Raw genomic sequence first — 18,626 nt, 5'->3', positions numbered from 1 at the left:
GGTCGTTCTCACCCCGTGAGGACGGCCCGCCAACCCTCCGTAGACTGTGGTCGTGAGTGACAAGGCCGACCCGAACCCGTACACCCTCCGTCCCGCCGACGGCGACACCGACGACACCCTGCGCGATGTCGAGGTGGAGCTCTCCAAGCGCTGGCCGGAGAACAAGCTGGAGCCCTCGCTCGACCGGATCGAGGCGCTGATGGACATCCTGGGCCAGCCCCAGCGGTCCTTCCCCTCCATCCACATCACCGGGACCAACGGCAAGACCTCCACCGCCCGGATGATCGAGCAGCTGCTCAACACCTTCGAACTGCGCACGGGCCGCTACACCAGCCCGCACGTGGAGAGCGTCACCGAGCGGATCACCCTGGACGGCGCCCCGATCACCCCCGAGCGCTTCGTCGAGGTCTACCGCGACGTCGAGCCGTACGTGCAGATGGTCGACGCGGCGCAGCCGGTGCCGATGTCCTTCTTCGAGGTGCTGACCGGCATGGCCTACGCCGCCTTCGCCGACGCCCCGGTGGACGTCGCCGTGGTCGAGGTCGGCATGGGCGGTTCCTGGGACGCCACCAACGTCATCGACGCCGCCGTCGCCGTGATCACCCCGATCGGGCTGGACCACACCGACAAGCTCGGCGAGACCACCGGCGAGATCGCGGTCGAGAAGTCCGGGATCGTCAAGTCCGGAGCCGTCGCCGTCGTCGCCCAGCAGCAGCTGGACGCCGCCCAGAACATCCTGCGTCGCGCCGTCGAGGTCGACGCCACGGTGGCCCGCGAGGGCATGGAGTTCGGCGTGATCCGCCGTGAGCTCGGGGTCGGCGGCCAGCTGGTGACGCTGCGCGGGCTCGGCGGCGAGGAGTACGAGGACGTCTTCATCCCGCTGCACGGCGAGCACCAGGCGCACAACGCGGTGCTGGCGCTGGCCGCGGTCGAGGCCTTCTTCGGCGTCGGCGGCGCCCGAGGCGGGCAGCTCGACGTGGACAAGGTCCGCCAGGCCTTCTCCGGCGTCTCCTCGCCCGGCCGCCTGGAGGTCGTCCGCCGCAGCCCCACGATCGTCCTGGACGCCGCGCACAACCCGCACGGCGCCCGCGCCACCGTCGCCGCCCTGGGCGAGTCCTTCGGCTTCACCCGGCTCGTCGGCGTGATCGGCACCTCCGGGGACAAGGACGTGGCCGGCGTGCTGGAGGCCTTCGAGCCGATCCTCGCCGAGGTCGTCATCACCCAGAACTCCACCCACCGCGCGATGGACGTCGACGAGTTGGCGGCGCTGGCCGTCGACATCTTCGGCGAGGACCGCGTCCAGGTCGAGCCCCGGCTCGACGACGCCATCGCGGCCGCCGTCACCCTCGCCGAGGAGGAGGGCGACCTCGGTGGCGCCGGGGTGCTGGTCACCGGTTCGGTCATCACGGTGGGCGAGGCCCGCCTGCTGCTCGGGAGGAAGTGACATGAGGACCCTCTGCTCCTCGACCCTGATCGGCGAGGCGCTCCTGGCCATGTTCGCCGCGCTGGTCGCGATGCAGCTGTCCAGCGTCTCCACGGCCACGATCTGGATCGTCACCGGGATCGTCATGGCGCTCTGCATCGCGCTCTGCGGCATGATCAACCGCCCTGGTGCGGTGGCCGTCGGCTGGGCGCTGCAGATCGGACTGATCGCCAGCGGCTTCATCCTGCCGACCATGTTCGGCCTCGGTGTGGTCTTCGCCGGCCTGTGGTGGTGCTCGGTGCACTACGGCCGCAAGGTGGACGAGTTCAAGGCCGCCCGGGCCGCCGCCGAGGCGGCCGCCGTACCGGTCTAGGGCCCGGACCGGCGGGCCGACACGCCGCACACGCAAGGTAATCTCTGCCGTGTCGGCTCCCGCCCGTCGGCCCGACTGCCTTGCCGTACCGAATCCCCAGGAGACGCACCGTGTCCCAGCGCACTCTCGTCCTGCTCAAGCCCGACGCCGTCCAGCGTGGCCTGGCCGGCGAGATCATCAGCCGCATCGAGCGCAAGGCCGGCTGGCGGCTCACCGCCGTCGAGCTGCGCACCTTCGACCGGGCGACGCTGGAGCAGCACTACGCGGAGCACGTCGGCCGCCCGTTCTACGAGCCGCTGCTGGAGTTCATGACCTCCGGCCCGTCGATCGCGCTGATCGTCGAGGGCGAGGAGGTCGTCCGCGGCATCCGGATGCTGGCCGGTGCGACCAACCCGCTGGAGGCCGGGGCCGGCACCATCCGCGGCGACTACGCGACGATCACCCGCGAGAACCTGATCCACGCCTCGGACTCCCCGGAGTCGGCCGAGCGCGAGATCAAGATCTTCTTCCCGGCGCACGCCTGAGTCCAGCCGGGCGACACGCCCGAGGGACCTTGGCACTGCCCCGGTCGGGACCATTGGCCCGGCCGGGGCACTTTTATCGTGAAATAAGCAACCAGTGGCGCCGACACGGCGTCCCAATGCCCGGAGAAGCGAACACGCTCCGGACAATGGACGGTATGCCCCGCATCGACGTCCGTACCGCGCCGCGTGACTACGATGGACGCGACTCAAGGGCCCGGTAAGGCAGCTCAGCTGGCTCCGCCCGAGCGTGGGCGCGCTCTCGTCCCACCCCCATGAACTCCGAGCCCGGGAAGGCAACCACACCCCATGGCGAGCAACCTGTCGTTCATCGGCCGCGACTTGGCGATCGACCTTGGAACTGCCAACACGCTGGTGTACGTCAGGGGCAAGGGGATCGTCCTCAACGAGCCGTCCGTCGTCGCGGTGAACACCAACACCGGCGGCATCCTGGCGGTCGGTGCCGAGGCGAAGAAGATGATCGGCCGGACGCCGGGCAACATCGTCGCCATCCGCCCGCTCAAGGACGGCGTGATCGCCGACTTCGAGATCACCGAGCGGATGCTCCGCTACTTCATCCTCAAGATCCACCGCCGCCGCTACCTCGCCCGTCCCCGGGTCGTGGTCTGCGTGCCCTCCGGCATCACCGGGGTCGAGCGCCGCGCCGTGATCGAGGCCTCCTCGCAGGCCGGCGCCCGCCAGGTGCACATCATCGAGGAGCCGATGGCCGCCGCCATCGGCGCCGGGCTGCCCGTCCACGAGGCCACCGGCAACATGGTCGTCGACATCGGCGGCGGCACCACCGAGGTCGCGGTCATCTCCCTCGGCGGCATCGTCACCGCCCAGTCCATCCGGGTCGCCGGCGACGAGCTGGACAACGCGATCGTCCAGCACATCAAGAAGGAGTACTCGCTGCTCCTCGGCGAGCGCAGCGCCGAGCAGATCAAGATGAGCATCGGCAGCGCCTTCGGCCTGGAGGGCGAGAAGGACGAGCACGCCGAGATCCGCGGCCGCGACCTGGTCAGCGGCCTGCCCAAGACCGTGGTCATCTCCGCCGCCGAGGTCCGCGAGGCCATCGACGAGCCGGTCAACTCGATCATCGACGCCGTGAAGACCACCCTCGACCAGTGCCCGCCCGAGCTGGCCGGCGACGTGATGGACCGCGGCATCGTGCTCACCGGCGGCGGCGCCCTGCTGCGCGGCCTCGACGAGCGGCTGCGCCGCGAGACCGGCATGCCGATCCACATCGCCGAGAACCCGCTCGACTCGGTCGCGCTCGGCTCCGGCAAGTGCGTCGAGGAGTTCGAGGCGCTCCAGCAGGTACTGGACGCCTCCCCGCGCCGTTAGCACCACCGAGACATCCGACACTCAACTGAACGGGCTGCCGCCCGGGCCCCACAGCCCGGGCGCCCGACCAGGTACGAAGGGGCAGTACCAGCACCGTGAGGGACACACGAGAGAGCCGGCTGCTGCTCATCCTGCTGGTGGCCGTCGCCTTCGCACTCGTCACCGTGGACATCAAGGGCGGTGAGAGCTCCCCCCTCGGCGGTGCCCGACACGCCGCCGCCAGCGTCCTCGGTCCGGTCGAGCGCGGCGCCGCCACCGTCGTCGACCCGGTCGCCGACACCGTCCGGGCCTTCCGCGACGCCGCGTCCAACAACGGCCGCACCGACCAGCTCGCCCGCGAGAACACCGAACTGCGGCAGAAGCTCGCCTCCTCCGACATGGCCACCGGGCGCACCAAGCAGCTCGACGACCTGCTGCGCACCGCCGGCGCCGGCGGCTACACCGTCAAGGCCGCCCAGGTCATCGCGATCGGCCCGGCCCAGGGCTTCTCCTGGACCATCACCATCGACGCCGGCAGCGACGACGGCCTCACCCGCGACATGACGGTGATCAACGGTCAGGGCCTGGTCGGCCGGATCACCACCGTCGCCCCGACCACCGCCACCGTGCTGCTCGCCTCCGACCCCGGCTTCTCGGCCGGCACCCGGCTGGAGGCCAGCGGCGAGATCGGCTTCGCCTCCGGCGGCGGCACCAGCCCGATGAAGGTCTCGCTGCTCAACGGCAAGGCCCAGGTCAAGGCCGGCGACCGGCTGGTCACCTTCGGCTCGCAGAGCGGCCGCCCGTTCGTGCCCGGCGTGCCGGTCGGCAAGGTCGTCGAGGTCGAGGCCACCCCGGGCCAGCTGACCAAGACCATCCTGGTCGAGCCCTTCGTCCAGTTCACCCGGCTGGACCTGGTCGGCGTGGTGGTCGTGCCGCCGCGCGCCGACCCGCGCGACGCCGTCCTGCCGCCGGCCCCCGCCCAGGGACAGGCCGCCCCGGCCGCGCCCGCCGCCCCGCCCGCCAAGCCCACTGGGGGGAACTGAGCCATGCGCCTCGCCCGCATCCCCGTCTCCGCCGGCCTGATCCTGCTCGGCCTGATCCTCCAGGTCAGCGTCTTCGGCCGGCTCCAGCTCCCGGGGGCCACCCCGGACATACTGCTGCTCGTCGTGGTCGGCCTGGCCCTGGTCTACGGGCCGTCCGGCGGCTGCGTGGTCGGCTTCTCGGCCGGCCTGCTCGCCGACCTCGCGCCGCCCTCCGACCACGCGATCGGCCGCTACGCGCTGGTGCTGTGCCTGATGGGCTACGCCGCCGGGCTGCTGCGCCCGGACCACGGCCGCCAGCGGTCGGTGTCCAGCGCGCTGATGGTGGTGGCCGCCGCGGCGGTCGCCTCCACCCTGCTGTACGCGATGGTCGGCGCCCTGGTCGGCGACACCGCGGCCCGGCACGTCGGCCTCGGCGGCCTGGTGGTCAGCGCCCTGCTGTACGACGTGCTGCTGGCGCCGTTCGTGGTGCCGCTGGTGATGCTGGTCGGCCGCCGCTTCGGGCGCGACCCGGTGACCGCGGCCACCGATGACGACGAGGGCGGCTCCGGTCTGGGCACGCTGGCCCGCTACCGCACCACGCGCGAGGCCTCGGCCGGCCCGTCCTACAAGAAGCGGCGCATGCCCGGCTTCGCCCGGCGCCCGTAACCGGCCCGGCCCCCGACCTCCCGACTTCCCGCATCCTGGAGCGCACGAGACGTGAGCAACATCCCCGAGACCGGCCGTACCCGGCGGGTGACGATCCGTCTGGTGGTGCTGCAGATCCTGGTCCTGTCGCTGCTCGCCACTCTCGGCGGGCGGCTGTGGTACCTGCAGATCCGCAACGCCAGCGTCTACACCGCCAAGGCGACCGGCAACCACATCCGTGAGGTGGTCGAACCGGCCGTCCGCGGCGAGATCCTGGACGCCTCCGGGCGGATCCTGGCCGGCAACGAGGCCCGGCTGGTGGTCTCGGTCAGCCGCACCTCGCTGTTGCAGCAGAAGGACGGCGGCAAGGCGGTGCTCGGCCGGCTGGCCGAGGTGCTGGGGATGCCCGCCAAGGACGTGCAGGAGAAGACCCGGCTCTGCGACGCCAAGACCCCGCAGCCCTGCTGGAACGGCTCGCCCTACCAGCCGATCCCGGTCACCAAGGAGGCGACCACCCAGCAGGCGATGCAGATAATGGAACGCCGCGAGGACTTCCCCGGGGTCACCGCGCAGCCCACCGCCGTGCGCCGCTACACCGGCGCCGAGGGCGCCAACATGGCCCAGGTGCTCGGCTACCTCTCGCCGGTCACCGACGAGGAGGTCGGCAAGACCGCCTCCAAGTCCGGCCTGGACCGCTACCTGCCGGCCGACCAGATCGGCCGGGCCGGTCTGGAGTCGGTGTACGACCGCGACCTGCGCGGCACCGCCGGCATCACCCAGCTGGAGGTGGACAACCTCGGCCGGGTGATCGGCACCGCCGGCACCGCCGCCCCGCAGACCGGCAACAACCTGGTCACCAGCATCGACGCCCGGGTGCAGAAGGTGGTCGAGGACAACCTGGCGCAGGCCATGGCCGACGCCCGGAAGACCTTCGACAAGGTCACCAACCGCAACTACGAGGCCGACTCCGGCGCCGCCGTGGTGATGGACGTCCACACCGGTCGGATCGTCGCGATGGCCAGCGCGCCGACCTACGACCCCAACCTCTGGGTGGGCGGCATCACCGGCAAGGACTACCAGTCGCTGACCAGCAAGGACTCCAACTTCCCGCTGCTGAACCGGGCCATACAGGGTCAGTCCGCCCCCGGCTCGACCTTCAAGGTCGTCTCCACCACCGCCGCCGTGGAGGCCGGCTACTCGCTGGACGGGACGTACGCGTGCCCGAAGAGCATGACCATCGGCGGCCGCGAGTTCAAGAACTTCGAGAGCGAGAACTTCGGCTCCATCTCCCTGGAGAAGGCGCTGGAGGTCTCCTGCGACACCGTCTTCTACGGCCTGGCGTACGACCAGTGGATGAAGGACGGCGGCATCAAGCCGAAGAAGGAGCCGGGCGACTGGTTCTTCAAGACCGCCCACCAGTTCGGCCTCGGCGCCAAGACCGGCATCGACCTGCCCAGCGAGGTCACCGGCCGGGTGCCGGACCGGCAGTGGAAGCAGTCCTTCTACGACAACAACAAGGACGCCTGGTGCGCGCAGGCGCAGAAGGGCGGCACCAGCTTCTCCGACCAGATCGCCAAGGAGAACTGCGTCGACGGCTACCAGATGCGCGCCGGTGACGCCGTCAACTTCGCGATCGGCCAGGGCGACACGCTCGTCACCCCGGTCCAGATGGCCCGGATCTACTCGGCGCTGGCCAACGGCGGCACCTTCTACCGGCCGACCGTCGCCAAGGCGGTGATAAGCCCGAGCGGGGACCTCGTCCGCGAGATCGCCCCGCACGAGGACGGCAAGTTCCCCGGCTCCCAGAAGCTGCTGAGCTACATCGACCAGGCCACCGCGGGCGTCATCACCGGCGGTACCGCCGCCTGGAAGTTCTCCGGCGCCGGCTGGCCGCAGAACAAGATCGAGCTGCACGCCAAGACCGGCACCGCCGAGGTCGAGGGCAAGCAGACCACCTCCTGGCTGACCACGTACAGCAAGGACTACGCGGTCGTCATGACGATAAGCCAGGGCGGCACCGGCTCCGGCGGCTCCGGCGACGCCGTCCGTCGGATCTACCAGGCGCTGTACGGCGTCGACGACAAGGGCAACATCGACAACGGCAAGGCGCTGCTGCCCGCGCCGCAGGCCGAACTGCCGAAGTTCAACCCGGACGGCACCGCGATCGTCAAGCCGGCGGCCTACACCGCCGACACCGGCGACACCGCCAACACCGTCGACCCGGCGCAGGCCGTCGCGGGCCCGGGCCTCCTGGCGGCGCCGGACCAGGCGCAGGGTGTGCCCGGACCGGCGCCGGCCTTCCTGGAACAGGTGCCGGGCGAGCCCGCCCCGGCCTCGGCCTTCCTGGACCCGGCGCAGCCGAACGACCGGCCCGCCCCGGGCACCGCGGCCGAGGCCGCACTCGAACCGAACCGCGGCCCGGGAAGGGGGCGGGCATGACCTCCTACGGCTCCTACCGGCAGCTGCGGCTGAGCCCGCAGCGCAGCGGGGTCTCCAAGGCCCTGGCCAAGGACTCGCCGCTGTGGCGGCTGGACTGGATACTGCTGCTCGCCGCGCTGGCCCTGTCGCTCGGCAGCTCCCTGCTGGTCTGGTCGGCCACCCGCGGCCGGGACTCGCTCACCCACGGCGACCCGCAGTACTTCCTGTACCGGCACCTGACCAACCTGGTCGTCGGGCTGGTGCTGTGCTCGGTGGTGATAGGGATAGGGAGCCGGCGCTTCCGCACCCTCGTGCCGTTCCTGTACATCGGCGTGATCCTGATGCTGCTCGCCACGCTCAGCCCGCTGGGCTCGACCATCAACGGCGCGCACTCCTGGATCCAGCTGGGCGGCGGCTTCTCCATCCAGCCCGCCGAGTTCGCGAAGCTGGCGATCGTGCTGGCGATGGCGGTCGTGCTGTCCGACCAGGTGGACGCGGGGGAGCGGGAGTACCCCTCGCACCGGGCGGTGTTCCGCGGTCTGGTCTGGGCCTTCCTGCCGATGTGCGTCGTGCTGCTGATGCCGGACGCCGGCTCGGTGATGGTGATGGCCGCGATCGTGCTGGGCATCCTGCTCGGCTCGGGGGCGGCCAACCGCTGGGTGCTCGGGCTGCTGGTGGCGGGCACCGGCGGGTGCGTGGCGATCTGGAAGCTCGGGGTGCTGAGCAAGTACCAGATCGACCGCTTCGCGGCCTTCGCCAACCCGCAGCTGGACCCCTCCGGCGTCGGCTACAACACCGCGCAGGCCCGGATCGCGATCGGCTCGGGCGGGCTGACCGGCAAGGGGCTGTTCCACGGGACGCAGACCACCGGGCAGTTCGTGCCGGAGCAGCAGACCGACTTCGTGTTCACGGTGGCCGGTGAGGAGCTGGGCTTCGTCGGGGCGCTGGCGATCATCCTGCTGGTCGGCGTAGTGCTGTGGCGGGCCTGCCGGATCGCCCGGCAGGCGACCGACCTGTACGGGACGATCGTGGCCGCGGGGATCATCGCCTGGTTCTCCTTCCAGGCCTTCGAGAACATCGGGATGTGCCTGGGCATCATGCCGGTGGCGGGCATCCCGCTGCCGTTCGTCTCCTACGGGGGGTCGTCGATGTTCGCGGTCTGGATCGCGATCGGGCTGCTCCAGGCGGTCCGCAGCCAGCGGCCGATAGCGGCCTGAGCCGACTGTCCGTCCGCGCGTCCGTCTGCGCGTCCGTCCGTCGAGGGTCGGCCCGGGAATCTCTCGGGTCGGCCCTCGGTGGTTTTCAACTGGGCTCTGTGGGTGGGTGGTTGCTGCCCGGTTGTGGCGGACCTCGGCCCCGGTCAGAGCAGGCGGTCGGCGGCGGTGAGTGCCGCGCGGACCTGGTGGGCCAGCTGCTCCTGGACCGGCACCCAGCGGGCGCCGAAGCGGTGGTGAAGCAGGCCCAGGCCCTCGGTGACGATGTCGCGGGCCCGGCCCCGGGCCGCCTCCACGGTCGGACCGCCGGTGTCCGCCAGCAGCCGCAGCACCGTCGACGCCACCCGCAGCGGGATCCGGGCCGCGACGATCTCGGCGGTGGTCACCCGGGACACCGTGAGCGGCTCGGCGCACCAGCGGGCCAGCCACTCCTCCGCCACCGACGGGCAGAACTCCAGGGTGAACCCGGCCGCGCGCACCAGCGCGCCGTGCGCCGCCCGGGTGTGCGCGGGCACGTGGGCCAGCAGCCCGGAGAGCTCCTCGGCGCGCTCGCGCAGCGTCCGGGCCGCGGCGCCGACCGCCCGGTCCGCCGCCGGGTGCGGACGGCCGTCGCCGACCGCGTCCACGGCCCACATCGGCACCTCCAGCACGGCCGTCACCCCGCCGTGACGGCCGGCGTACGACCAGGTGGACAGCTCCGGCTCGTCCGGCAGCGCCCGTGACCGGCCCGCGCCGTCCGCCGAGGGCATCAGATAGGTGCCGGGGAAGGGGCTGGCCCAGCCGACCGCGTCGAAGGGGTCGACGTCCAGCGGGATGCCGGCCCTGCGCACCGAGGCGGCGAAGAGCTCGGGCAGCCCGGGCACCGGAGCGGTCAGCTGGATGAAGGCGCCGCCGAAGTCCACCCCGTGCATCGAGCACTGCAGGAACGGGCGCAGCTCGTCGATCAGGCCGGTCAGCGCCAGGCTCTCCGGCATCGGGGGCCGGCCCGCGTCGGCGGCCGGCAGCAGTTCGGGCTGCTCCTCGAACGAGGGGCGGAAGAAGTGCTCGTAGTGCCGGCGCACGGTGAGCGGCCCGTCCAGCCAGCCCGCGTTGAGCGCGGCGCCGTCCGGGTCCAGGCAGAGCAGCAGGTGCCAGGACAGGCCGGGCCGGGTGGGGCGCGCCAGCAGCACCTCGGCCAGCCGCAGGGCGCCGGCCGTGCCGATCGGCTCGTTGGGGTGCGGGCCGCCGACGACCAGCACCGCGCGCGGGCCCCGGTCGACGGACAGCAGCAGCAGCGGGCGCCCGGCCCGCGAGCGGCCCACCTCGCGCAGCCGGCACCGCTCCGGGTGGCGCAGCGCGAGCCGCCGGGCCGCGGCCTCGGCCTGGGCCGGCGCGGGGTAGCGGGCGGCCCGGCTGCCGAGGGGCCGGGGCGGGCGGACCCGCCGGTCGGTGTCGGTCATGGCTCTCCTAGGGCGTGGCCGCGTGGCCGCGCGGCCGCCTGGCTTGTCGGGCCGCCGGGGCGCGCGGGGGCGCCGACGGACGCGACCTGCGGGGCCGGGGGGGGGGCGGGGCCCTGCGCGCCGGGGACGGGTCGCCGGGGGAGTCGGCGAGGGTTGAGCGTACGGCCCAACTCCCTTGTCCGGAAGGGGTGCAGAGGTCTCTGGCGGGGCCCTGTCAGTACCGCATGGGTGGTCCGGGCATGTCAACGGCGGACGGCGCCGGGCGGCGGGCGCGCACTGCGTGTGCCGGGGCGGGCCGGGGAGGGGCGGCCGCGCCGGAGCGCGGGCGGGTGCCCGGGCCGGGCGTCGGTGAGCCCGGGGGTGAGCCAGCGGGCCTTTCCCCGGATTGGGCTACCCTTGAGGGTCACCCCTCCCCGCCGTCGCCTGCCGATGCGCGCGGCACCGAATCACGTCGTAAGGGTTCCTAGTACATGACTGTCGAATCGGTCTTCCCACGCCTGGAGGCCCTCCTCCCGCACGTCCAGAAGCCGATCCAGTACGTCGGCGGCGAGCTCAACTCGACCGTCAAGGACTGGGACGCCTGCGACGTCCGCTGGGCGCTGATGTACCCCGACGCCTACGAGGTCGGCCTGCCCAACCAGGGCGTCATGATCCTCTACGAGGTGCTCAACGAGCGCGAGGGCGTGCTCGCCGAGCGCACCTACAGCGTCTGGCCGGACCTCGAAGCGCTGATGCGCGAGCACGACGTCCCGCAGTTCACCGTGGACGCGCACCGCCCGGTGAAGGCCTTCGACGTGTTCGGCCTGTCGTTCTCCACCGAGCTCGGCTACACCAACATGCTGACCGCGCTCGACCTGGCCGGCATCCCGCTGGAGGCCAAGGACCGCACCGACGAGGACCCGATCGTCCTGGCCGGCGGCCACGCCGCGTTCAACCCCGAGCCGATCGCGGACTTCATCGACTGCGCGGTGGTCGGCGACGGCGAGCAGGCCGTGCTCGACATCACCGAGCTCGTCCGCGGCTGGAAGGCCGAGGGCCGCCCGGGCGGACGCGACGAGCTGCTGCTGCGCCTCGCCCGTACCGGCGGGGTGTACGTGCCGAAGTTCTACGACGTGGAGTACCTGGCCGACGGCCGGATCGGGCGCGTCGTGCCGAACGCCCCGGGCGTGCCGTGGCGGGTGTCCAAGCACACCGTGATGGACCTCGACGAGTGGCCCTACCCGAAGCAGCCGCTCGTCCCGCTCGCGGAGACCGTGCACGAGCGGATGTCCGTGGAGATCTTCCGCGGCTGCACCCGCGGCTGCCGCTTCTGCCAGGCCGGCATGATCACGCGCCCCGTGCGGGAGCGAAGCATCACCGGCATCGGCGAGATGGTGGAGCGCGGGCTGAAGGCGACCGGTTTCGAGGAAGTGGGCCTGCTGTCGCTGTCCAGCGCCGACCACACCGAGATCGGGGACATCGCCAAGGGCCTGGCCGACCGCTACAGCGACGACAAGATCGGCCTGTCGCTGCCGTCCACCCGCGTCGACGCCTTCAACATCGACCTCGCCAACGAGCTGTCCCGCAACGGCCGCCGCTCGGGCCTCACCTTCGCCCCCGAGGGCGGCAGCGAGCGCATGCGCAAGGTGATCAACAAGATGGTGTCGGAGGAGGACCTGATCCGCACCGTCGCCACCGCCTACGGCAACGGCTGGCGCCAGGTGAAGCTGTACTTCATGTGCGGCCTGCCCACCGAGACCGACGAGGACGTGCTCCAGATCGGCGCGATGGCGAAGAACGTCATCCAGAAGGGCCGCGAGGTCACCGGCCAGAACGACATCCGCTGCACCGTCTCCATCGGCGGGTTCGTGCCCAAGCCGCACACCCCGTTCCAGTGGGCCCCGCAGCTGTCCGCCGAGGCCACCGATGCCCGGCTGGCCAAGCTGCGCGACTCGATCCGCGGCGACCGCAAGTACGGCAAGAACATCGGCTACCGCTACCACGACGGCAAGCCCGGCATCGTCGAGGGCCTGCTGTCCCGCGGCGACCGCCGCATCGGCGCCGTCATCCGCGCCGTCTACGAGGACGGCGGCCGCTTCGACGGCTGGCGCGAGCACTTCTCCTACGACCGCTGGATGGCCTCCGCCGAGAAGGGCCTGGCCGGCACCGGCGTCGACGTCGACTGGTACACCACCCGCGAGCGCACCTACGAGGAGGTGCTGCCCTGGGACCACCTGGACAGCGGCCTCGACAAGGACTGGCTCTGGGAGGACTGGCAGGACGCCCTGGAGGAGGTCGAGGTCGACGACTGCCGTTGGACCCCGTGCTTCGATTGCGGCGTGTGCCCGCAGATGGACCTCAAGATCCAGATCGGTCCCACCGGGAAGAAGCTGCTGCCGCTGGCCGTGGTCAACGGGGCTGACCCGCAGGGCTAGTTGATGGCGCGGGTGGCGCGGATCGGGTGGGTCCGGGCCGCGTGACGTGCTCGACGTGACGGATGGAGCCCTCCCCGGGAATCGGGGAGGGCTCCATGCGTTCGCCGAGCGGACGACGGCCGGTGCGTGAGGCGCCGGCCGGCGGGTATCGCCGCCGCGTCCTCCGGTCGTCGGGCGGGGCCCGGATGCGGGATCAGCAGGCCCAGTTGGTCGAGGTGCTGATGGAGTCCAGCTTGGCCCAGGTCTGCGCGCCGACCTGACCGTCCTGGGAGAGGCCGGTACAGGCCTGGAACCGCAGCACCCTGCTCAGGGTGTCCTGTCCGAACGCGCCGTCGACGTTCAGGGGGGTGGTGTTCAGGGAGGAGTTGAGCTCGCACTGCAGGGCCTTGACGGCGTCGTTGTGCTCGCCGCCGCGCAGCAGCGGCTCCCAGGTCGTGTAGGTGGTCCCGCAGTAGCTGCCGGCCTGCGCCGCGGACGCGCTGCCCGCCGTGGCGACGCCGCCCGCGAACAGGAGGCCGGTCACTGCGAGGCCGGCGAGGATCTTGCGCATGGAGGTTCCCTTCCTCATGCCGCACACCCCCGGTGTGCGGTCGGTGGGTCCGGGTGAGTCGCACTCGGACGGCTCGAATCCTGCCTAGCGGGCGGGCGTCCCAACACGGAGGAACGGCATCAGGGATGTTCCGGGAATTTTCCCGCCGCCGGACGAGGGCCTCAGAACGGCCCGCCACCTGCGGGGACGTGCTCGCCGTGGGTGGCCGGGGGGTTGCGGGCGCCGCCCCCTCGGTCGGAGCGTCCCGGCCGGGGGCGTCGGGGTGCGGCTGACCAGGGGCGGGACGAGGGGGGTGGCGGGGCGCGTACCCTTTGAGGTGACAGAGTCCGGACAGCGGCGGCAGCCGTCGCGCCGGACGGGGACAACTGACTAAGGACTGAGCGACCCTGGCACGCCGTACGCCCGACGGTCCTCCGCCCGCGCCGACGGTGCAGCGGATCCGTCTCCGCTACACCAAGCGCGGCCGGCTCCGCTTCACCAGCCACCGCGACTTCCAGCGTGCTTTCGAGCGCGCCCTGCGCCGGTCCGCCGTGCCGATGGCCTATTCGGCCGGCTTCACCCCGCACCCGAAGGTGTCCTACGCCAACGCGGCCCCGACCGGGGTGGCGAGCGAGGCGGAGTACCTGGAGATCGGCCTGGCCGCCCTCCGTGACCCGGAGGAACTGCGGGCACAACTGGACGAGTCGCTGCCGACCGGACTGGACGTGATCGACGCGGTCGAGGTCCGGACGCCGAACTTCGTGGAGCGCCTGGAGGCCTCCGAGTGGCTGCTCCGGCTGGACGGCGTCGAGCCGCAGGAGGCTGCCCGCGCGGTCGCGGTGTTCCTCGCCGCGGAGCGGGTCGAGGTCGAACGCGTGACCAAGAACGGCGTGCGGGTCTTCGACGCGCGCGGTCCGGTGGCGGTGCTCGAGATCGCCGCGCCGCAGGTCGTCGACGGTGCGGACACGGCGGCCGAAGCGGACCGCAATGTTCGGACCGGCCGTGCCTGTGCGATACTGCGCCTGGTAGTACGACACGCCACACCCGCCGTACGACCCGACGACGTATTGTCCGGTCTCCGTGTGACGGCCGACCTGGCGCCGCCGGTCCCCGCAGAGGTGACCAGGCTGGCGCAGGGGCCGCTCGACGAGGAGTCCGGCACGGTGACCGACCCGCTGGCGCTCGACCGCGCCGCGGCTCCGGCCGGCTGACAGCCGCCGGGGTTCGCGGGGCCGCGTCCGCCTGACGGGCGGAGGCCGGGCCCAGTGCCTCACTGGGCCCGACGGTCCTCCAGGTTCCCGCGGCTCCCCAGGGGAGCGAGCGTCGTCGCAGCACAGGCCGGCCACCTGAGGCCCGCCGACCAGGAAGGTCGGTGGGCCCGGGAACCCCGTCCGGGAGCCACCCGGGGTTGGGGAACGGCGCAGCTTGGGAAAACCACAGAAGACTGGTCAGACCAGAAGACTTTCGACACCCCGCCGAGCGGCGGGGCGCCGAGCGAGACTACGAGCCCCTGTGCGGCCTCGCGTCCGCGCGGCGGCACCGTGAAAGGGTCCGGCCCGAGCATCGTCACGATGCCGGCCGGCCACGGGTGCCGTGCCGTGCCCGGATGTGGAGCCCGGGGGCCTGACGGGAGATCCACCCGCATGCTCGATAACACCGATCCGCAGCAGAACGCGGCGACGGAACAGAACGAGACCGCCGCGACCGGCGGCGAGGGCACCTCCGCGGCGCCGCCGCGCCGCCGTCGCCGTGCGGTGTCCCGCCCGGCGGGCACCCCGCAGGGTGCGGCCGCCGAGACGGCCGAGACGGTCATTCCGGCCGAGGCGCCCGTCGCCGAGGCGCAGGCCGCACCGGCCGCCGAGCCGGTGGCCGAGAAGCCGGTCCGGGCCCGCCGGACCCGCAAGCGCGCCGAGGCTCCGGCCGGGACGCCGGAGACGACCCCGGTCGTGGCCACCGAGCCGGCCGCCGCCGAGAAGACGACCGCGAAGGCGAGCGCGAAGGCGACCGCGAAGCCGGTCGAGAACGCCGCTGAGCCGGCCGCCGAGCCGGTGGCCGAGAAGCCGGTCCGGGCCCGCCGCACCCGCAAGCGCGCCGAGGCGCCCGCCGGGGCGCCGGCCGCCGCCGAGACCCCGGCCGAGGAGCCCGCTGCCGCCGCCCCGGTGGCCGAGGCCCCCGCCGCCGAGGAGGCTGCCGAGGAGGCCCCCGCCGCTCCGGCCCGCCGGGCCCGTCGCCGCCGCGTGGTCGAGGCCGCGCAGGTCGTCGAGCCCTCCGTCGAGGAGCCCGCCGTCGCGGAGGAGCCTGTCGAGGAGGAGCCGGTCGAGGAGCCCGTGGCCGTCCAGCCCGCGCCGGCCGCCGAGCCGACCCACCGGGTGCGCCGCCGTGCGGTCCGCCCGTCCACCGCGATCTTCCAGGCTCCGGTGTTCCAGGAGCCCGCCGCCGGCCCGGCCCCCGCCGCGCAGCCGCAGGCGCCGCAGCAGCCCGCCGCCGCTCCGGCGCCGGTGGAGGCTCCGGTCGCCGCGCAGCGCGAGGAGGACGAGTTCGAGTACAGCGGCGTCGGCCGCCGCCGCCGGGTGCGCACTTCGGTGCGGGTGCAGCCGCCGAGCCGTTCGAAGGCCGCCGAGAGGAAGGCCGCCGAGAAGGCCGAGAAGGCTGAGAAGGCCAAGGTCATCGAGCGGGCGAAGGCCGCCGAGAAGGCGAAGCCGGTCGAGCGGGTCGTCGAGGTGCCGGTCGAGGCGCCCGTCGTCGAGGCCCCCGTCGCCGGTCCGGAGACCGAGGGCGAGTGGGAGGACGACCGTCCGTCGCGCCGTCGCCGTCGGGGCGGCCGCCGTCGTCGCCGTGGCGAGGCCGAGGAGTTCGAGGCCGAGGCCGTCGAGACCGGGCAGTCCGTCGTCGAGGAGCCGACCGCGGACGTCGAGGAGGACGTCGAGGACGACGACGACCTGGCCGCCGGCCTGTCCTCGTCCCGCCGTCGCCGCCGTCGTCGCCGCCGCAGCGGTGAGGCCGGTGCCGTCGAGACCGCCGAGACCACCGAGGACGGGGTCCGCACGGTGGTGAAGGTGCGCGAGCCGCGCCGCCGTTCCACCGAGCCGTCCTTCGACCCGGACGAGGTGCAGTCCATCAAGGGCTCGACCCGTCTGGAGGCGAAGAAGCAGCGCCGCCGCGAGGGCCGCGAGCTGGGCCGCCGCCGGGTGCCGATCATCACCGAGGCCGAGTTCCTGGCCCGCCGCGAGTCGGTCGAGCGCGTCATGGTGGTGCGCCAGAACGGCCAGCGGACCCAGATCGGCGTCCTCGAGGACGGCGTGCTGGTCGAGCACTACGTCAACAAGGAGCAGGCCACCTCGTACGTCGGCAACGTCTACCTGGGCAAGGTCCAGAACGTGCTGCCGTCGATGGAGGCCGCCTTCGTCGACATCGGCAAGGGCCGCAACGCCGTGCTGTACGCCGGCGAGGTCAACTTCGGTGCGCTGGGCCACGGTGGCCCGCGCCGGATCGAGTCGGTGCTGAAGTCCGGCCAGTCCGTGCTGGTGCAGGTCTCCAAGGACCCGATCGGCCACAAGGGCGCCCGCCTGACCAGCCAGATCTCGCTGCCCGGCCGTTACCTGGTCTACGTGCCCGAGGGCTCGATGACCGGCATCTCGCGCAAGCTCCCCGAGAACGAGCGCGCCCGGCTGAAGCAGATCCTCAAGAAGATCGTCCCGGACGACGCGGGCGTCATCGTGCGCACCGCCGCCGAGGGCGCCTCCGAGGACGAGCTGACCCGCGACGTCCAGCGGCTGCAGCAGCAGTGGGAGGACATCCAGAAGAAGGCCGCGACCGGCAACGCCCCCGCGCTGCTGTACGGCGAGCCGGACATGACCGTCCGGGTCGTCCGCGACATCTTCAACGAGGACTTCACCAAGGTCATCGTCTCCGGCGACGAGGCGTGGAGCACCATCCACGACTACGTCTCCAACGTGGCCCCGGACCTCGCCGAGCGGCTCCAGCGGTGGACCTCCGAGGTGGACGTGTTCGCCACCTACCGGATCGACGAGCAGCTGATGAAGGCGCTGGACCGCAAGGTCTGGCTGCCCAGCGGCGGTTCGCTGGTGATCGACCGCACCGAGGCGATGGTCGTCATCGACGTCAACACCGGGAAGTTCGTCGGTCAGGGCGGCAACCTGGAGGAGACGGTCACCCGCAACAACATCGAGGCGGCCGAGGAGATCGTGCGCCAGCTGCGGCTGCGCGACCTCGGCGGCATCATCGTGATCGACTTCATCGACATGGTGCTGGAGTCCAACCGGGACCTGGTGCTGCGCCGACTGCTGGAGTGCCTGGGCCGGGACCGGACCAAGCACCAGGTGGCCGAGGTCACCTCGCTGGGCCTGGTCCAGATGACCCGCAAGCGGGTCGGCCAGGGCCTGCTGGAGTCCTTCTCCGAGCCGTGCGTGCACTGCAACGGCCGCGGCGTGATCGTTCACATGGAGCAGCCGAGCGCCCACGTCCACACCCCGGCCGTGTCGGCCGAGGCGGCCGCGGGCAGCAGCAAGCGCCGTCGCCGGGGCAAGGGCGGGGCGGCCGTCGAGGAGCCGCAGGCCGTCGAGGCCGCGGTGGCCGAGGTGGTCGTCGAGGGCGAGCCGGTGCGCGAGGAGATCGAGGGCCAGCTGGCCCTGGAGGTCCCGGGCGTCGAGGCGGAGGCCGTCGAGGAGGCCCCGGCCGCCCAGCCGGACCTGGTCGAGATCCCCGCCGCCCCGGCGGCTCCGGCCGGCCGCACCCGCCGCCGCGCGGTCCGCAAGGCGACGGCTCCGGCCGGGGCGCCGGGCGAGGCCGAGATCGTGGTGCTCCAGGCGCGGGCCGACGCGGCGCTGGAGGCGGCCCTGGAGGCCGCCAACCCGGCCGCCCCGGCCGTGGTGACGCCCGAGGCCGTCGAGGCCGTGGAGGCCGTCGTCGAGGCTCCCGCGGAGGAGGCCCAGGCCGTCGAGACCGCGGAGGCCGTCGTCGAGGCTCCGGCGGCGGAGGCCCCGGCCACCGAGGCCGAGGCCGAGGAGCCGCCCGCGGAGGAGGCCCCGGCGCCCAAGAAGCGGGCCGCCCGCAAGACCGCCGCGAAGAAGACCGCCGCCAAGAAGACGACCACGGCGGCCAAGAAGACCACCGCCCGCAAGACCGCGACCAAGCGGACGAGCGCGGCGGCCAAGAAGGCGGCGGCCGCCGAAGGTGATACGGCGGCCGAGTAGTGCCCACGCGCCCGGGGCGGGACCCTTCCCGCCCCGGGCCGTACGGGCCGGTTTGCCCCCCGGGCGGCCGGTCCGTATTCTTGACCCTC

The 18,626-nt window shown here is 72.8% G+C and carries 13 protein-coding genes; 11 read left to right on the top strand and 2 right to left on the bottom strand.

What is annotated here, in order from left to right; genetic code table 11:
• Positions 1-52: 52 nt before the first annotated feature.
• From folC to rodA, 8 genes are all read left to right on the top strand, one after another.
• Positions 53-1,444 (top strand): bifunctional tetrahydrofolate synthase/dihydrofolate synthase, encoded by a 1,392-nt coding sequence (gene folC, locus AC07BF_RS06475; RefSeq protein ID WP_363586425.1) that lies wholly within the window; start codon positions 53-55, stop codon positions 1,442-1,444.
• Between the two features lies 1 nt (position 1,445).
• Complete coding sequence (locus AC07BF_RS06470) at positions 1,446-1,796, top strand: DUF4233 domain-containing protein (RefSeq protein WP_063347563.1); 351 nt, start codon at positions 1,446-1,448, stop codon at positions 1,794-1,796.
• 110 nt (positions 1,797-1,906) lie between these two features.
• Complete coding sequence (gene ndk, locus AC07BF_RS06465) at positions 1,907-2,320, top strand: nucleoside-diphosphate kinase (RefSeq protein ID WP_063347562.1); 414 nt, start codon at positions 1,907-1,909, stop codon at positions 2,318-2,320.
• 318 nt (positions 2,321-2,638) lie between these two features.
• The gene (locus AC07BF_RS06460; RefSeq protein ID WP_031076009.1) at positions 2,639-3,664 is read left to right on the top strand and encodes a rod shape-determining protein; all 1,026 of its coding nucleotides are present in this window, start codon (positions 2,639-2,641) and stop codon (positions 3,662-3,664) included.
• 95 nt (positions 3,665-3,759) lie between these two features.
• Positions 3,760-4,686, top strand: a complete 927-nt coding sequence (gene mreC, locus AC07BF_RS06455; RefSeq protein WP_363586424.1) for a rod shape-determining protein MreC — start codon at positions 3,760-3,762, stop codon at positions 4,684-4,686.
• A gap of 3 nt (positions 4,687-4,689) precedes the next feature.
• A complete protein-coding gene (gene mreD, locus AC07BF_RS06450) occupies positions 4,690-5,331 on the top strand; it encodes a rod shape-determining protein MreD (RefSeq protein WP_363586423.1) in 642 nt (213 codons plus the stop codon).
• A 51-nt stretch (positions 5,332-5,382) separates the two neighbouring features.
• Positions 5,383-7,749, top strand: a complete 2,367-nt coding sequence (gene mrdA, locus AC07BF_RS06445; protein WP_478316490.1) for a penicillin-binding protein 2 — start codon at positions 5,383-5,385, stop codon at positions 7,747-7,749.
• The gene (gene rodA, locus AC07BF_RS06440; protein ID WP_363586421.1) at positions 7,746-8,945 is read left to right on the top strand and encodes a rod shape-determining protein RodA; all 1,200 of its coding nucleotides are present in this window, start codon (positions 7,746-7,748) and stop codon (positions 8,943-8,945) included. Before mrdA ends, rodA begins: the two co-directional genes overlap by 4 nt.
• Before the next feature lie 143 nt (positions 8,946-9,088).
• Here the strand turns inward: rodA and AC07BF_RS06435 are convergent, their stop codons facing one another.
• Positions 9,089-10,381: a M14 family zinc carboxypeptidase gene (locus tag AC07BF_RS06435; RefSeq protein ID WP_363586420.1), complete on the bottom strand. Its 1,293-nt coding sequence runs from the start codon at positions 10,379-10,381 to the stop codon at positions 9,089-9,091.
• A gap of 470 nt (positions 10,382-10,851) precedes the next feature.
• Between AC07BF_RS06435 and AC07BF_RS06430 the strand changes: the two genes are divergently transcribed.
• A complete protein-coding gene (locus tag AC07BF_RS06430; RefSeq protein WP_363586419.1) occupies positions 10,852-12,795 on the top strand; it encodes a TIGR03960 family B12-binding radical SAM protein in 1,944 nt (647 codons plus the stop codon).
• 193 nt (positions 12,796-12,988) lie between these two features.
• Here AC07BF_RS06430 and AC07BF_RS06425 read toward each other — a convergent pair whose 3' ends face one another.
• Positions 12,989-13,363 carry a peptidoglycan-binding domain-containing protein gene (locus AC07BF_RS06425; RefSeq protein WP_363586418.1) on the bottom strand — a complete coding sequence of 125 codons (375 nt, stop codon included), beginning with the start codon at positions 13,361-13,363 and terminating at the stop codon, positions 12,989-12,991.
• Positions 13,364-13,773: 410 nt separating this feature from the next.
• Between AC07BF_RS06425 and AC07BF_RS06420 the strand changes: the two genes are divergently transcribed.
• The gene (locus AC07BF_RS06420) at positions 13,774-14,535 is read left to right on the top strand and encodes a TIGR03936 family radical SAM-associated protein (protein WP_363586417.1); all 762 of its coding nucleotides are present in this window, start codon (positions 13,774-13,776) and stop codon (positions 14,533-14,535) included.
• A 432-nt stretch (positions 14,536-14,967) separates the two neighbouring features.
• Positions 14,968-18,537 carry an Rne/Rng family ribonuclease gene (locus tag AC07BF_RS06415; protein ID WP_363586416.1) on the top strand — a complete coding sequence of 1,190 codons (3,570 nt, stop codon included), beginning with the start codon at positions 14,968-14,970 and terminating at the stop codon, positions 18,535-18,537.
• The last annotated feature ends 89 nt before the right edge of the window (positions 18,538-18,626 follow it).

This window comes from Kitasatospora sp. NPDC043950, from assembly GCF_056435345.1.
The sequence above is the reverse complement of the archived record's forward strand: the minus strand, read 5'-3'. Positions and strand labels throughout refer to the sequence as shown.

Coding starts and splice junctions, on each gene's coding strand:
- AC07BF_RS06430 (WP_363586419.1), top strand. CDS start 10,852: ATGACTGTCGAATCGGTCTTCCCACGCCTGGAGGCCCTCCTCCCGCAC.
- AC07BF_RS06425 (WP_363586418.1), bottom strand. CDS start 13,363: ATGAGGAAGGGAACCTCCATGCGCAAGATCCTCGCCGGCCTCGCAGTG.
- rodA (WP_363586421.1), top strand. CDS start 7,746: ATGACCTCCTACGGCTCCTACCGGCAGCTGCGGCTGAGCCCGCAGCGC.
- mreD (WP_363586423.1), top strand. CDS start 4,690: ATGCGCCTCGCCCGCATCCCCGTCTCCGCCGGCCTGATCCTGCTCGGC.
- AC07BF_RS06470 (WP_063347563.1), top strand. CDS start 1,446: ATGAGGACCCTCTGCTCCTCGACCCTGATCGGCGAGGCGCTCCTGGCC.
- AC07BF_RS06415 (WP_363586416.1), top strand. CDS start 14,968: ATGCTCGATAACACCGATCCGCAGCAGAACGCGGCGACGGAACAGAAC.
- AC07BF_RS06435 (WP_363586420.1), bottom strand. CDS start 10,381: ATGACCGACACCGACCGGCGGGTCCGCCCGCCCCGGCCCCTCGGCAGC.